Annotated in this window: 16 protein-coding genes; 14 read left to right on the top strand and 2 right to left on the bottom strand. The window is 67.0% G+C overall.

Translation table 11 applies throughout. The features are described from left to right. The first annotated feature begins 109 nt into the window (after positions 1 to 109). The 4 genes from rpsL to tuf all read left to right on the top strand — a co-directional run bounded on the left by rpsL (position 110) and on the right by tuf (position 4,466). Positions 110 to 481, top strand: a complete 372-nt coding sequence (rpsL, locus tag OHA37_RS15140) for a 30S ribosomal protein S12 (protein ID WP_007265893.1) — start codon at positions 110 to 112, stop codon at positions 479 to 481. A 3-nt stretch (positions 482 to 484) separates the two neighbouring features. Beyond that, positions 485 to 955: a 30S ribosomal protein S7 gene (gene rpsG, locus OHA37_RS15135; RefSeq protein ID WP_215023410.1), complete on the top strand. Its 471-nt coding sequence runs from the start codon at positions 485 to 487 to the stop codon at positions 953 to 955. A gap of 39 nt (positions 956 to 994) precedes the next feature. After that, complete coding sequence (gene fusA / locus OHA37_RS15130; RefSeq protein WP_266905471.1) at positions 995 to 3,124, top strand: elongation factor G; 2,130 nt, start codon at positions 995 to 997, stop codon at positions 3,122 to 3,124. A 148-nt stretch (positions 3,125 to 3,272) separates the two neighbouring features. Next, positions 3,273 to 4,466 carry an elongation factor Tu gene (gene tuf, locus OHA37_RS15125; RefSeq protein WP_266912806.1) on the top strand — a complete coding sequence of 398 codons (1,194 nt, stop codon included), beginning with the start codon at positions 3,273 to 3,275 and terminating at the stop codon, positions 4,464 to 4,466. Positions 4,467 to 4,614: 148 nt separating this feature from the next. Here the strand turns inward: tuf and rfbC are convergent, their stop codons facing one another. Both rfbC and rfbA read right to left on the bottom strand, forming a co-directional pair. Continuing rightward, positions 4,615 to 5,214, bottom strand: a complete 600-nt coding sequence (rfbC, locus tag OHA37_RS15120; protein WP_266905469.1) for a dTDP-4-dehydrorhamnose 3,5-epimerase — start codon at positions 5,212 to 5,214, stop codon at positions 4,615 to 4,617. Next, positions 5,211 to 6,086, bottom strand: coding sequence for a glucose-1-phosphate thymidylyltransferase RfbA (gene rfbA, locus OHA37_RS15115; protein ID WP_266905467.1), 876 nt, complete (start codon positions 6,084 to 6,086; stop codon positions 5,211 to 5,213). Before rfbA ends, rfbC begins: the two co-directional genes overlap by 4 nt. A 216-nt stretch (positions 6,087 to 6,302) precedes the next feature. Between rfbA and rfbD the strand changes: the two genes are divergently transcribed. From rfbD to rpsC, 10 genes are all read left to right on the top strand, one after another. After that, on the top strand, positions 6,303 to 7,223 hold the full coding sequence (rfbD, locus tag OHA37_RS15110; RefSeq protein ID WP_266905465.1) for a dTDP-4-dehydrorhamnose reductase: 921 nt from the start codon (positions 6,303 to 6,305) through the stop codon (positions 7,221 to 7,223). Between the two features lie 484 nt (positions 7,224 to 7,707). Then, positions 7,708 to 8,913, top strand: a complete 1,206-nt coding sequence (locus OHA37_RS15105) for a hypothetical protein (protein ID WP_266905463.1) — start codon at positions 7,708 to 7,710, stop codon at positions 8,911 to 8,913. Positions 8,914 to 9,379: 466 nt separating this feature from the next. Then, a complete protein-coding gene (rpsJ, locus tag OHA37_RS15100; protein ID WP_003948644.1) occupies positions 9,380 to 9,688 on the top strand; it encodes a 30S ribosomal protein S10 in 309 nt (102 codons plus the stop codon). Positions 9,689 to 9,702: 14 nt separating this feature from the next. Then, the gene (rplC, locus tag OHA37_RS15095; RefSeq protein WP_266880616.1) at positions 9,703 to 10,347 is read left to right on the top strand and encodes a 50S ribosomal protein L3; all 645 of its coding nucleotides are present in this window, start codon (positions 9,703 to 9,705) and stop codon (positions 10,345 to 10,347) included. Between the two features lie 4 nt (positions 10,348 to 10,351). Next, positions 10,352 to 11,002: a 50S ribosomal protein L4 gene (gene rplD, locus OHA37_RS15090; RefSeq protein WP_266905461.1), complete on the top strand. Its 651-nt coding sequence runs from the start codon at positions 10,352 to 10,354 to the stop codon at positions 11,000 to 11,002. Further along, positions 11,002 to 11,325: a 50S ribosomal protein L23 gene (gene rplW / locus OHA37_RS15085; RefSeq protein WP_030154694.1), complete on the top strand. Its 324-nt coding sequence runs from the start codon at positions 11,002 to 11,004 to the stop codon at positions 11,323 to 11,325. The genes rplD and rplW overlap by 1 nt, the downstream gene beginning before the upstream one ends. A gap of 39 nt (positions 11,326 to 11,364) precedes the next feature. Next, positions 11,365 to 12,201 carry a 50S ribosomal protein L2 gene (gene rplB / locus OHA37_RS15080; protein WP_112447748.1) on the top strand — a complete coding sequence of 279 codons (837 nt, stop codon included), beginning with the start codon at positions 11,365 to 11,367 and terminating at the stop codon, positions 12,199 to 12,201. A 12-nt stretch (positions 12,202 to 12,213) separates the two neighbouring features. Beyond that, positions 12,214 to 12,495, top strand: coding sequence for a 30S ribosomal protein S19 (rpsS, locus tag OHA37_RS15075; RefSeq protein ID WP_023539342.1), 282 nt, complete (start codon positions 12,214 to 12,216; stop codon positions 12,493 to 12,495). Between the two features lie 43 nt (positions 12,496 to 12,538). Further along, positions 12,539 to 12,886 (top strand): 50S ribosomal protein L22, encoded by a 348-nt coding sequence (gene rplV, locus OHA37_RS15070; protein WP_007265904.1) that lies wholly within the window; start codon positions 12,539 to 12,541, stop codon positions 12,884 to 12,886. Beyond that, a complete protein-coding gene (gene rpsC / locus OHA37_RS15065; RefSeq protein ID WP_112447746.1) occupies positions 12,886 to 13,728 on the top strand; it encodes a 30S ribosomal protein S3 in 843 nt (280 codons plus the stop codon). The genes rplV and rpsC overlap by 1 nt, the downstream gene beginning before the upstream one ends.

Genomic DNA, 13,728 nt, shown 5'->3' with positions numbered 1-13,728 from the left:
CGTTTCCACGCTTGCGTGGAGGTCCGCCGGATCCGACACACCCGACCGCGTGGGTCGGCAAATGTTCCAGGTTAGCTTCACTACACGGCACACAGAAACCGGAGAAGTAGTGCCTACGATCCAGCAGCTGGTCCGTAAGGGCCGGCAGGACAAGGTCGAGAAGACCAAGACCCCCGCGCTTGAGGCTTCGCCCCAGCGCCGTGGCGTCTGCACGCGTGTGTTCACGACCACCCCGAAGAAGCCGAACTCGGCGCTGCGTAAGGTCGCGCGTGTGCGTCTGACCTCTGGCATCGAGGTCACGGCCTACATTCCGGGTGAGGGACACAACCTGCAGGAGCACTCGATCGTGCTCGTGCGTGGTGGCCGTGTGAAGGACCTGCCGGGTGTTCGTTACAAGATCATCCGTGGTGCGCTTGACACGCAGGCTGTCAAGAACCGCAAGCAGGCCCGCAGCCGCTACGGCGCCAAGAAGGAGAAGTAAAAAATGCCTCGTAAGGGCCCCGCCCCGAAGCGCCCGGTCATCATCGACCCGGTCTACGCATCTCCTCTGGTGACGTCGCTCATCAACAAGATCCTCCTGAACGGCAAGCGCTCCACCGCCGAGCGCATCGTTTACGGCGCCATGGAAGGCCTCCGCGAGAAGACCGGCAACGACCCGGTCATCACGCTGAAGCGCGCGCTGGAGAACGTCAAGCCGTCGCTTGAGGTCAAGTCCCGCCGTGTCGGTGGCGCCACCTACCAGGTGCCGATCGAGGTCAAGCCGGGTCGTCAGTCGACCCTCGCGCTGCGCTGGCTCGTGGGTTACTCCCGCGCCCGCCGCGAGAAGACGATGACCGAGCGCCTCATGAACGAGCTGCTCGACGCGTCGAACGGTCTTGGCGCTGCCGTCAAGAAGCGTGAGGACACGCACAAGATGGCCGAGTCCAACAAGGCCTTCGCGCACTACCGCTGGTAGTCCCAACCCACATCGAGACCGAGAGAAGACTGAGCCGATATGGCTACCACTTCGCTTGACCTGGCCAAGGTGCGCAACATCGGCATCATGGCTCACATCGACGCGGGCAAGACGACCACCACCGAGCGCATCCTGTTCTACACCGGTGTGTCTTACAAGATCGGTGAAGTCCACGACGGCGCTGCCACGATGGACTGGATGGAGCAGGAGCAGGAGCGCGGCATCACGATCACGTCTGCCGCGACGACCTGCCACTGGCCGCTCGAAGACGTCGACCACACCATCAACATCATCGACACCCCGGGTCACGTGGACTTCACGGTCGAGGTGGAGCGTTCGCTCCGCGTCCTCGACGGTGCCGTCACCGTGTTCGACGGTGTCGCCGGTGTGGAGCCGCAGTCCGAGACCGTTTGGCGTCAGGCGGACCGCTACGGCGTCCCGCGCATCTGCTTCGTCAACAAGCTGGACCGCACGGGCGCCGAGTTCCACCGCTGTGTCGACATGATCAAGGACCGCCTCGGTGCGGTTCCGATCGTCATGCAGCTCCCCATCGGTGCCGAGATGGACTTCCAGGGCGTTGTCGACCTGGTCACCATGAAGGCGTTCGTCTGGTCCGCCGAGGCGACCAAGGGCGAGATGTACGACATCGTCGACATCCCGGCCACGCACACCGAAGCCGCTGAAGAGTGGCGTGCGAAGCTCGTCGAGACCGTTGCCGAGAACGACGACCAGATCATGGAGCTGTTCCTGGAGGGCGTCGAGCCCACCGTCGAGCAGCTGCACGACGCTGTGCGTCGCATCATCATCGGCTCCAAGGGCGACAAGGGTGCCACCGTCACCGCGGTGTTCTGTGGCACGGCGTTCAAGAACAAGGGCGTTCAGCCCCTGCTCGACGCCGTCGTCCGCTACCTCCCGTCGCCCCTGGACATCGAGGCCATCGAAGGCCACGACGTCCGGGACGCCGAGGTCGTCGTGAAGCGCAAGCCCTCGGACGACGAGCCCCTCGCGGCGCTCGCGTTCAAGATCATGCGTGACCCGCACCTCGGTAAGCTCACCTTCGTCCGGGTTTACTCGGGCCGCCTGGAGGCCGGCACCTCGGTGCTGAACTCCGTCAAGGGCAAGAAGGAGCGCATCGGCAAGATCTACCGCATGCACGCGAACAAGCGTGAAGAGATCGAAGCGGTGGGCGCCGGTGACATCGTCGCCGTCATGGGCCTGAAGCAGACCACCACCGGTGAGACGCTGTGTGACGACAAGAACCCGGTCATCCTGGAGTCCATGGACTTCCCGGCCCCGGTCATTCAGGTCGCCATCGAGCCCAAGTCCAAGGGTGACCAGGAGAAGCTGGGTGTAGCCATCCAGTCTCTCGCGGAGGAGGACCCCTCCTTCCACGTTCACTCGGACGAAGAGACCGGCCAGACCATCCTCGGTGGTATGGGCGAGCTGCACCTCGAGGTGCTGGTCGACCGTATGAAGCGCGAGTTCAAGGTCGAGGCCAACGTCGGCAAGCCGCAGGTCGCTTACCGCGAGACGATCCGCCAGACGGTGGAGCGTCACGACTACACCCACAAGAAGCAGACCGGTGGTACCGGTCAGTTCGCCAAGGTGCAGATCGCGATCGAGCCGATCCTCGAGGCCGACGGTCCGGCGTACGAGTTCGTGAACAAGGTCACCGGTGGCCGCATCCCGAGGGAGTACATCCCCTCGGTCGACGCGGGTGCGCAGGAAGCCATGAAGTTCGGCATCCTCGCCGGCTACGAGATGACGGGCGTCCGCGTCATTCTTCTCGACGGTGGCTACCACGAGGTCGACTCCTCCGAGCTCGCCTTCAAGATCGCCGGTTCGCAGGCCTTCAAGGAGGCCGCGCGCAAGGCTTCTCCCGTGCTCCTCGAGCCGATGATGGCCGTCGAGGTCACCACGCCGGAGGAGTCCATGGGTGACGTCATCGGTGACATCAACTCCCGTCGTGGCCAGATCCAGGCCATGGAGGAGCGTCACGGTGCTCGCCTCGTGAAGGGCCTCGTGCCCCTCTCGGAGATGTTCGGCTACGTCGGAGACCTCCGCAGCAAGACCTCGGGTCGCGCCAGCTACTCGATGCAGTTCGACTCCTACGCCGAGGTTCCCCGGAACGTCGCCGAGGAGATCATCGCGAAGGCCAAGGGCGAGTAACTCTTCCGAGTACACGCTTTAGGCTTGTCACCGGAGCCTCTGGGGCAACAGGAGTAACCCTCCCGTTGCCCCGGGGAACCGGCTTTCCAGCAAAGATCACCTGGCGCCGATGAGCAAGGCGTACAGAACCACTCTCCAGGAGGACCCCGTGGCGAAGGCGAAGTTCGAGCGGACTAAGCCGCACGTCAACATCGGCACCATCGGTCACATTGACCACGGTAAGACGACCCTCACGGCCGCCATTACCAAGGTGCTGCACGACGCGTACCCGGACCTGAACGAGGCCTCGGCCTTCGACCAGATCGACAAGGCTCCCGAAGAGCGCCAGCGCGGTATCACCATCTCCATCGCGCACGTCGAGTACCAGACCGAGGCGCGTCACTACGCCCACGTCGACTGCCCGGGTCACGCGGACTACATCAAGAACATGATCACCGGTGCCGCGCAGATGGACGGCGCGATCCTCGTGGTCGCCGCCACCGACGGCCCGATGCCGCAGACCAAGGAGCACGTGCTCCTGGCCCGCCAGGTCGGCGTTCCGTACATCGTCGTCGCGCTGAACAAGGCCGACATGGTGGACGACGAGGAGATCCTGGAGCTCGTCGAGCTCGAGGTTCGTGAGCTCCTCTCCGACTACGAGTTCCCGGGCGACGACCTTCCGGTCGTCCGCGTCTCCGCGCTGAAGGCGCTCGAGGGCGACAAGGAGTGGGGCGAGAAGCTTCTCGGCCTCATGGCTGCCGTCGACGAGGCGATCCCGACCCCGCCGCGTGACACCGAGCTGCCGTTCCTCATGCCCGTCGAGGACGTCTTCACGATCACCGGTCGCGGTACCGTCGTCACCGGCCGTATCGAGCGTGGTGTCCTGAAGGTCAACGAGACCGTCGACATCATCGGTATCAAGGAGACCAAGACCACCACCACGGTCACCGGTATCGAGATGTTCCGCAAGCTGCTCGACGAGGGCCAGGCGGGCGAGAACGTCGGTCTGCTCCTCCGTGGCATCAAGCGCGAGGACGTCGAGCGCGGCCAGGTCATCATCAAGCCCGGTTCGGTCACCCCGCACACCGAGTTCGAGGCCCAGGCCTACATCCTGTCGAAGGACGAGGGTGGCCGTCACACCCCCTTCTTCAACAACTACCGTCCGCAGTTCTACTTCCGTACCACCGACGTCACGGGTGTTGTCACCCTGCCGGCCGGCACGGAGATGGTCATGCCGGGCGACAACACCGAGATGACGGTCGCGCTGATCCAGCCGGTCGCCATGGAGGAGGGCCTCAAGTTCGCCATCCGTGAGGGTGGTCGTACCGTGGGCGCCGGCCAGGTCACCAAGATCACGAAGTAATTCGTGTTCTGACCTGGTAGCTCGCTGACGCGGGCACCATGTTTGACAGGAGGGCCCCTTCCCCGTCGTTCACGCGACGGGGGAGGGGCCCTTCGTCGTACGGGCTCACCTGCCGAGGGGCTCGTGTACGCCGCTGCGTGCGCGGCGGCTACCTCACCCGCAGGGACTCCGTGAACTCGATGCAGGCGGCGTAGTCCGGCAGCAGGCCGGAGGCGGCGGCGTCGGCCAGCGAGGGGGCCGCGTCGTCGCGGGCCGACAGCAGCGGGACGTCCGCCGGCCAGTCGATGCCCAGGTCGGGGTCGAGCGGGTGGACCGAGTGCTCGCTCGTCGGGTTGTACGTCTCCGAGCAGACGTAGGACAGGGTGGCGTCGTCCGTCAGCGCGCAGAAGCCGTGGCCCATGCCCTCGGGGAGGTAGACGGCGCGGCGGTCCAGGTCGTCCAGGCGGATGCCTTCCCAGCGGCCGAAGGTCGGGGAGCCGACCCGGATGTCCACGATGATGTCGAGCACGGCGCCGCGCACGCAGGTGACGTACTTGGCCTGGCCGCGCGGGACGTCGGCGAAGTGGATGCCGCGGACCACACCGCGCTGGGACACCGAGAGGTTGGCCTGCGCCAGGTTCAGCGGGTGCCCGACGACCTCGGCGAGGCGGTCGAAGCGGTACCACTCCATGAACATGCCGCGCGGGTCGCCGTGCTGCTGGGGCGTGATCTCGAAGGTGCCCTCGATGGAGAGCTCGCGGAACTTCATCGTGCGCCCTCCTCTTCGAGCAGCCCGATCAGGTAGTCCCCGTATCCGCTCTTGGTGAGCGGCCCGGCCAGCGCGCGCAGCTGCGCGGAGTCGATCAGGCCCGCCCGCCAGGCGGCTTCCTCGACGCAGCCGATCTTGAAGCCCTGACGCTCCTCGATCACCCGCACGAACTCCGAGGCCTGCACCATCGAGACGAAGGTGCCGGTGTCCAGCCAGGCGGTACCGCGGTCGAGGATGGTGACCTGCAGCCGGCCGGCCTGGAGGTACGCGTCGTTGACGGCGGTGATCTCCAGCTCCCCCCGGGCGCTGGGCTTCAGGCCGGCGGCTATCTCCACGACCTGGTTGTCGTAGAAGTACAGACCGGGCACGGCGTAGCGGGACTTGGGCTTGGCCGGCTTCTCCTCGATGGACACGGCCTGGCCGTCCTCGTCGAACTCGACCACGCCGTACGCGCTGGGGTCCGCCACCGGGTACGCGAAGACCCGGCCGCCCTTGCAGTCGGTGTGCTGCGCCAGGCGGGTGCCGAGGCCGCTGCCGTGGAAGATGTTGTCGCCGAGGATCAGGGCGACGGAGTCGTCGCCTATGAAGTCGGCGCCGAGCACGAAGGCCTGGGCTATGCCTTCGGGGCGCTCCTGGACGGCGTACTCCAGCCGGATGCCGAACTGCGAGCCGTCGCCGAGCAGGCGTTCGAACTGGTCGCGGTCGTTCGGGGTGGTGATGACGAGGATCTCGCTGATCCCGGCCATGAGCAGAGTCGAGAGCGGGTAGTAGATCATCGGCTTGTCGAAGACGGGCAGTAGCTGCTTCGAAACTGCCCGCGTCAGCGGCCAGAGTCGGGATCCGGTGCCGCCGGCCAAGAGAATTCCACGCATGGCGCCACACTATGCGAGCGGGCGGGGCAGTTTCCGGTTCAGTCGATAACGGCCGGAGCGCGCGGCTAATGTTTACTTCATGTGCATCCTCGTGAGGGGCGGATTCCGGCCCGGATGGAACGGCCGGATATCGGCGAAGGGCATTCCGGCGTGCGACAACGCGGGCGCCGAATATGGAGGGGCCCCGGGGGCCGAGACGAAGGCGGCAGCGCAGCGGTGACGGGTGACCGGGGGGAAGGCCGCTGGCTCGTCACGGGCGCGGCCGGGATGCTGGGCCAGGAGGTCCTGGCCGAACTGCGGCGCCGGGCGATCGAGAGCGTGGGCCTCGGCCGCAGCGAACTGGACATCACCGACCCGGCCGCCGTCCGGGCCGCCCTCAAGGGCGTGAGCCTCGTCGTCAACTGCGCCGGCTGGACCGACGTGGACGGCGCGGAAGCGGCCGAGGAGGCCGCCGCCGCCGTCAACGGCGCCGGCACACGGATCCTCGCCGAGGCCTGCGCCGCCAACGGAGCGCGCCTGCTGCAGGTTTCCACCGACTACGTGCTGCCCGGGGACGGTTCGCAGGCCTACGCCGAGGACGCGGCCACCGGGCCGGTGAACGCGTACGGCCGCTCCAAGCTGCTCGGCGAGCAGGCCGTGGCCGAACTCCTGCCGAAGGACGGCTACGTGGTGCGCACCGCCTGGCTGTACGGGGAGTACGGTCCGAACTTCGTCGCCACCATGCTCAAGCTGGCCGTCCAGCGGGACACCCTGGACGTGGTCAACGACCAACGGGGCCAGCCCACTTCGTGCGTGGCGCTCGCCCGGCGGCTCGTCGAGCTCGGATGCGCCGCGCTGGCCGGCCAGGCCCCGGCGGGCATCTACCACGGCACCGCGAGCGGGGTCACCACCTGGTTCGGGCTGGCCCGCGAGGTCTACCGGCTGTCCGGCCTGGACCCCGAGCGGATCCGTCCGACCACGTCGGATGCCTATCTCCGGCCCGCGGCCCGCCCCGCCTTCAGCGTCCTCGCACACGACCGCTGGGCCCAGGCGGGCCTGGCCCCGATGAGCGACTGGCGTGAGCAGCTGGCCGACGCGCTCGTGACCCCTGGCTTCGCCGCTCTGGCCCGCCAGGCCCGGGACGGCCGGGTGGGCTGAGGGCCCCGCCTTCGCATTCCTCGCGGGCTCCGACCTGCGGTTCACCGGGATATCGCCGGACGTCCTGCGCGCCGAATACTCGGGGCGGGTAAGGCCGGCTGGCCCCCGGTCAATGGCGGCGACATCTGTTGTGAAATTCCGCTTCGGAAACGTGGGAGTCCATGAGGTATTTCTGGATCCTGCTGTTCCGCATAGCCGGGCCCGGTGGAAGCGAATAGCCTTTTCGGTGCTTTTCGTCGTCACGGCGTATGCGGTGCTCCGCCCGCCGCGGCGTCGCCCGGGCGGCCCGGTACCCCGGTGCCCCGGTGTCGGCCGTGGCGCTGACCTGGTGTTCCGCGGCTCTTGACCGCTCCACCCGACCGGGTGATCCCGAACGTGTGGTCGATGGGAAGATCGACTCCTGCGTCGACGACGGTAAGGCTGATCGCGGACATCGCCGGCTGCTGGGCCAGGCGATACGGGTCCGCAGGCGGGGGTGGGGGACATGGGGAAGAAGCACGACGGCGGAGCGGCCGGTCCGGACGGTCCGGAAGTTCCGGCCGTCTCGGACGAGGACTGGGCGCGGTTCCTGGCGGAGGCCGAGGCGGGCGCGGGGGAGGCCCCCAAGGAGCCCTCCGCCCGGGCGCGCATGGTGACCGAGCGGTTGCGGCACGAGGAGGAGCAGCGCGCCGCGCAGCAGAAGAAGCGTTTCGGCAGGGCCAAGCCGGTCTCCACCGAGCCCGCGGGGTGGCGCACGGGTCCCGCCTGGCAGGAGAGGGAAGGCCGGGGCAAGGCCAAGCGCCGGATCAAGGCCGCGCTGGCCATCGCCTTCGTCGTCGCGCTCGCGCTGATCGCCATCCGGCCGGAGCTGGTGATCGACAAGGTCACGGGCCAGGCCGAGCAGGACGCCAAGGCCGGGCAGCCGCTGGCCGCCGAGACCGCGCGGCCGAGCGCCGCGCCCTCCATGGCGGACCCCGACCTGCCGACGCTCAAGGAGCCCTTCAAGGGCTCCCCGGCCGCGCAGTGGGCCGACGGGGCGGCCGGGATCGAGATCCCGCAGGCAGAGGCCGTCGGCGGCATGAGCAAGGAGAAGATCGCCGACGCGCTGGTGAAGGTCCGGCAATTCCTGGTCACGGCCAACCTGGACCCGGCGACCCTGCGCGGTGAGCGGCCCGAGGCGGCGCTGGCCCTGCTCGACCCGAAGCTGGGGGAGTACAAGACGAACGTGGAGGAGGCCCTCAGGCACCCTTCGGCGAAGAACGACCCGCTCGACCTCTTCAGCCGGTACGACCCGGCCGAGCTGACCCTGGTGGGCGAGGTCGTCAAGGTCCGCGGCCGGATCTGGGTGGAGCCCGGGGACCGCGCGGGGCAGGTCGACCTGAAGACCGACTACACCTTCGTCTACCCGTTCGTGAAGGCGAAGGCGGGCGCCGACCAGGTCGAGCGGACCGTCATGCGGCGCGAGATCACCTTCTCGATCGTCGATCCCCGCAAGTGGGACTCCACCGCCGGCAAGCTGTGGATCGAGGCGACCTACCGCAACATCGGCAACAGCGCCTGTGACGCCGATGACGGCTTCCTGCATCCGCAGTTCGACGATGACGCGCCCACCGGGCCCACTCCCTCCGGCACCCCCGTGGACCCGTACGACCGCAGCAAGGGCCTGGAAACCGACCGGCGGGCGGACTGCGGCATCCTGTCGCGCTCCTGAGCAGGCGCGGGACAAGGGACGGGACCCCCCGCCGCGTGGTGCAGTTTGACCACTCAGCGTGGCGGGGTATTCTCTTCCGCCCGATTGGCGCCATACGTGTCTCGTATGGCAGACTACTCAAGTTGCTCGGCCGTGTGCCGATGCTGCGCGCCTCCCGCCGGGAGGACCGGAAGCAAGTCCCACAGTACTCGTCGCTCTACCTGCCTCTCGGGGCAGCAATGGGGCGGACGTACGGGAATCTTTCGGGAAGCGTCAGCACGGTGCCTGCCAGGTACTCGGTGGGTGTTTGCCCCCGATCTGCGGTCTTGGGACCGCGCCCCCTTGGACGAGGGAATTTCCGTATGGGAATTTTCTGTAGAGGGAGCGCGACACGCCCGACCGCGTGGGTCGGAGGAGAGCGGCGGAGCGATCCGCAGCCGGCCGAGAACCAGAGCGTTTCCACAACAGACAGGACTACGGAGTAGCCATGGCGGGACAGAAGATCCGCATCCGGCTCAAGGCCTACGACCACGAGGTCATCGATTCGTCGGCGAAGAAGATCGTCGAGACGGTGACGCGCACTGGTGCGTCGGTCGCGGGCCCGGTGCCGCTGCCCACTGAGAAGAACGTGTACTGCGTCATCAAGTCGCCGCACAAGTACAAGGACTCGCGCGAGCACTTCGAGATGCGCACTCACAAGCGCCTGATCGACATCCTCGACCCGACGCCCAAGACCGTTGACTCGCTGATGCGCCTGGACCTTCCGGCCGGCGTTGACATCGAGATCAAGCTCTGAGAGGCACGGAGAAGATGGCAAAGCAGATCAAGGGCGTCCTGGGCGAGAAGCTCGGCATGACCCAGGTCTGGGACGAGAACAACCGTGTCGTCCCGGTGACCGTGGTCAAGGCCGGGCCCTGCGTTGTTACCCAGGTCCGTACGAACGACGTCGACGGCTACGAGTCGGTCCAGATCGCCTTCGGCGAGATCGACCCTCGCAAGGTGAACAAGCCCCTCAAGGGTCACTTCGCCAAGGCTGACGTCACCCCCCGCCGCCACCTGGTGGAGCTCCGTACCTCCGACGCCAGCGAGTACACGCTCGGCCAGGAGATCACGGCTGCCGTGTTCGAGTCCGGCGTCAAGGTTGACGTCACGGGCAACAGCAAGGGCAAGGGCTTCGCCGGTGTCATGAAGCGTCACAACTTCAAGGGCCTCGGCGCCGGCCACGGCGTCCAGCGCAAGCACCGCTCCCCCGGTTCGATCGGTGGCTGTGCCACCCCTGGGCGTGTCTTCAAGGGCATGCGCATGGCCGGTCGCATGGGCAACGAGCGCGTCACCACCCAGAACCTGACCATCCACGCGGTTGACGCGGAGAAGGGTCTGCTCCTCATCAAGGGTGCAGTCCCCGGTCCGAACGGCGGCCTCGTCCTGGTCCGTACCGCGGTTAAGGGGGCTTGAGTTAATGAGCACCATTGACATCCTTTCGCCGGCAGGCGACAAGGCCGGTACCGTCGACCTCCCCGCGGAGATCTTCGACGCGAAGACCAGCATTCCGCTGATCCACCAGGTCGTCGTCGCTCAGCTGGCTGCTGCCCGTCAGGGCACGCACAAGACCAAGCGTCGTGGCGAAGTCCGTGGTGGTGGCCGCAAGCCGTACCGCCAGAAGGGCACCGGCCGCGCTCGCCAGGGTTCCACCCGCGCTCCGCAGTTCGTCGGCGGTGGCGTCGTCCACGGCCCGCAGCCGCGTGACTACTCGCAGCGGACCCCGAAGAAGATGAAGGCCGCCGCCCTCCGCGGTGCCCTCTCGGACCGTGCGCGTCACTCCCGCATCCACGTCGTCACCGGCGTGGTCGAGGGTGCCGCCTCCACGAAGGCCGCCAAGACGCTGTTCGGCAAGATCTCGGAGCGCAAGAACCTGCTCCTGGTCGTCGAGCGCGCCGACGAGGCTGCGTGGCTGTCCGCCCGCAACCTGCCCCAGGTGCACATCCTGGAGCCGGGCCAGCTGAACACGTACGACGTGATCGTCTCTGACGACGTGGTCTTCACTCAGGCCGCTTTCGAGTCCTTCGTGTCTGGCCCCAAGGCCGATGAGACCGAAGGGAGCGACGCCTGATGTCTGAGGCGACCGTTACCAGCAAGACCTTCACCGACCCGCGCGACCTGCTGATCAAGCCGGTTGTCTCGGAGAAGAGCTACGCGCTGCTGGACGAGAACAAGTACACGTTCATCGTCGCGCCCGGCTCCAACAAGACTCAGATCAAGCAGGCCGTCGAGGCGGTCTTCGGGGTCAAGGTCACCGGGGTCAACACGATCAACCGTCAGGGTAAGCGCAAGCGCACCAAGACCGGTTTCGGCAAGCGCGCTGACACCAAGCGCGCCATCGTGACCCTCGCTGAGGGCGACCGAATCGACATCTTCGGCGGCCAGGCCTCCTAACGGAGGTCTAGTCGTCCGGAATCGGACGAGGACTGAGAAATGGGTATCCGCAAGTACAAGCCGACGACCCCGGGCCGTCGTGGCTCCAGCGTCGCCGACTTTGTCGAGATCACGCGGTCCACGCCGGAGAAGTCGCTGGTCCGCCCCCTGCACAGCAAGGGCGGCCGTAACAACACCGGTCGGATCACGGTTCGACACCAGGGTGGCGGCCACAAGCGCGCCTACCGTGTGATCGACTTCCGTCGTCACGACAAGGACGGCGTGCCGGCCAAGGTCGCGCACATCGAGTACGACCCCAACCGCACTGCGCGCATCGCGCTTCTGCACTACGCAGACGGCGAGAAGCGCTACATCATTGCGCCGAAGAACCTGAAGCAGGGCGACCGGATTGAGAACGGCCCCACGGCCGACATCAAGCCCGGCAACAACCTGGCTCTCCGCAACATCCCGGTCGGTACCACGATCCACGCGATCGAGCTCCGTCCCGGTGGCGGCGCCAAGTTCGCCCGCTCCGCTGGTGCCTCCGTGCAGCTGCTGGCGAAGGAGGGCACCATGGCCCACCTTCGTATGCCGTCCGGTGAGATCCGTCTCGTCGACGCGCGCTGCCGCGCCACCGTCGGTGAGGTCGGCAACGCCGAGCAGTCGAACATCAACTGGGGCAAGGCCGGCCGCATGCGCTGGAAGGGCGTTCGCCCCTCCGTCCGCGGTGTCGCGATGAACCCGGTCGACCACCCGCACGGTGGTGGTGAGGGTAAGACCTCCGGTGGTCGTCACCCGGTCTCCCCGTGGGGTCAGAAGGAGGGTCGTACTCGCTCGCCGAAGAAGGCTTCGAGCAAGTACATCGTCCGCCGCCGCAAGACGAACAAGAAGCGCTAGGAGCGGGTTTAGATGCCGCGCAGTCTCAAGAAGGGACCCTTCGTCGACGGACACCTCATCAAGAAGGTGGACGTACAGAACGAAGCCGGTACCAAGAACGTCATCAAGACCTGGTCCCGTCGCTCGATGATCATCCCGGCCATGCTGGGTCACACCATCGCGGTGCACAACGGCAAGATCCACGTCCCGGTGTTCGTCACCGAGTCGATGGTCGGCCACAAGCTCGGCGAGTTCTCGCCGACTCGCACCTTCCGCGGCCACGTCAAGGACGACCGGAAGTCGAAGCGCCGCTAAAGGCGGGGTGGTTACGACTATGACTTACACCGAAGGGACAACCATGGAAGCCAGGGCCCAGGCGCGGTACATCCGCGTCACGCCCATGAAGGCCCGCCGAGTGGTGGACCTTATCCGTGGCATGGATGCCACGGAGGCTCAGGCGGTCCTGCGTTTCGCCCCGCAGGCCGCGAGCGTGCCGGTTGGCAAGGTGCTTGACAGCGCCATCGCCAACGCCGCACACAACTACAACCACCCGGACGCCTCCACGCTGGTCATCAGCGAGGCGTACGTGGACGAGGGCCCGACCCTGAAGCGGTTCCGTCCGCGTGCCCAGGGCCGTGCCTACCGGATCCGCAAGCGGACCAGCCACATCACCGTGGTCGTCAGCAGCAAGGAAGGTTCCCGGTAATGGGCCAGAAGGTAAACCCGCACGGGTTCCGGCTCGGCATCACCACCGACTTCAAGTCGCGTTGGTACGCCGACAAGCTGTACAAGGACTACGTCAAGGAAGACGTCGCCATCCGCAGGATGATGACGTCCGGCATGGAGCGCGCCGGCATCTCGAAGGTTGAGATCGAGCGCACCCGTGACCGCGTGCGTGTGGACATCCACACCGCTCGTCCGGGCATCGTCATCGGTCGCCGTGGCGCCGAGGCCGACCGCATCCGCGGTGACCTCGAGAAGCTCACGGGCAAGCAGGTCCAGCTGAACATCCTCGAGGTCAAGAACCCCGAGGTCGACGCTCAGCTGGTCGCGCAGGCTGTTGCCGAGCAGCTCTCCTCCCGCGTCTCCTTCCGTCGCGCCATGCGTAAGAGCATGCAGGGCACGATGAAGGCCGGCGCCAAGGGCATCAAGATCCAGTGTGGCGGTCGCCTCGGCGGCGCCGAGATGTCCCGCTCCGAGTTCTACCGCGAAGGCCGTGTGCCGCTGCACACCCTCCGCGCGAACGTGGACTACGGCTTCTTCGAGGCCAAGACCACCTTCGGCCGTATCGGTGTGAAGGTCTGGATCTACAAGGGCGACGTCAAGAACATCGCCGAGGTTCGCGCCGAGAACGCTGCGGCCCGTGCGGGTAACCGCCCGGCCCGTGGTGCCGCCGGCGCTGGCGACCGTCCCGCCGGCCGTGGTGGCCGTGGTGGCGAGCGCGGCGGCCGTGGTGGCCGCAAGCCGCAGCAGGCTGCTGGTGCCGAGGCCCCCAAGGCCGACGCTCCCGCCGCCGCTCCGGCTGAGAGCACCGGAACGGAGGCCTGA

Source organism: Streptomyces sp. NBC_00335 (assembly GCF_036127095.1).
Taxonomy (GTDB): domain Bacteria; phylum Actinomycetota; class Actinomycetes; order Streptomycetales; family Streptomycetaceae; genus Streptomyces.
The sequence above is the reverse complement of the archived record's forward strand: the minus strand, read 5'-3'. Positions and strand labels throughout refer to the sequence as shown.

Coding starts and splice junctions, on each gene's coding strand:
- fusA (WP_266905471.1), top strand. CDS start 995: ATGGCTACCACTTCGCTTGACCTGGCCAAGGTGCGCAACATCGGCATC.
- rfbC (WP_266905469.1), bottom strand. CDS start 5,214: ATGAAGTTCCGCGAGCTCTCCATCGAGGGCACCTTCGAGATCACGCCC.
- rpsJ (WP_003948644.1), top strand. CDS start 9,380: ATGGCGGGACAGAAGATCCGCATCCGGCTCAAGGCCTACGACCACGAG.
- OHA37_RS15105 (WP_266905463.1), top strand. CDS start 7,708: ATGGGGAAGAAGCACGACGGCGGAGCGGCCGGTCCGGACGGTCCGGAA.
- rpsG (WP_215023410.1), top strand. CDS start 485: ATGCCTCGTAAGGGCCCCGCCCCGAAGCGCCCGGTCATCATCGACCCG.
- rplB (WP_112447748.1), top strand. CDS start 11,365: ATGGGTATCCGCAAGTACAAGCCGACGACCCCGGGCCGTCGTGGCTCC.
- rpsC (WP_112447746.1), top strand. CDS start 12,886: ATGGGCCAGAAGGTAAACCCGCACGGGTTCCGGCTCGGCATCACCACC.
- rfbA (WP_266905467.1), bottom strand. CDS start 6,086: ATGCGTGGAATTCTCTTGGCCGGCGGCACCGGATCCCGACTCTGGCCG.
- rplV (WP_007265904.1), top strand. CDS start 12,539: ATGGAAGCCAGGGCCCAGGCGCGGTACATCCGCGTCACGCCCATGAAG.
- rplC (WP_266880616.1), top strand. CDS start 9,703: ATGGCAAAGCAGATCAAGGGCGTCCTGGGCGAGAAGCTCGGCATGACC.
- rpsS (WP_023539342.1), top strand. CDS start 12,214: ATGCCGCGCAGTCTCAAGAAGGGACCCTTCGTCGACGGACACCTCATC.
- rplD (WP_266905461.1), top strand. CDS start 10,352: ATGAGCACCATTGACATCCTTTCGCCGGCAGGCGACAAGGCCGGTACC.
- rplW (WP_030154694.1), top strand. CDS start 11,002: ATGTCTGAGGCGACCGTTACCAGCAAGACCTTCACCGACCCGCGCGAC.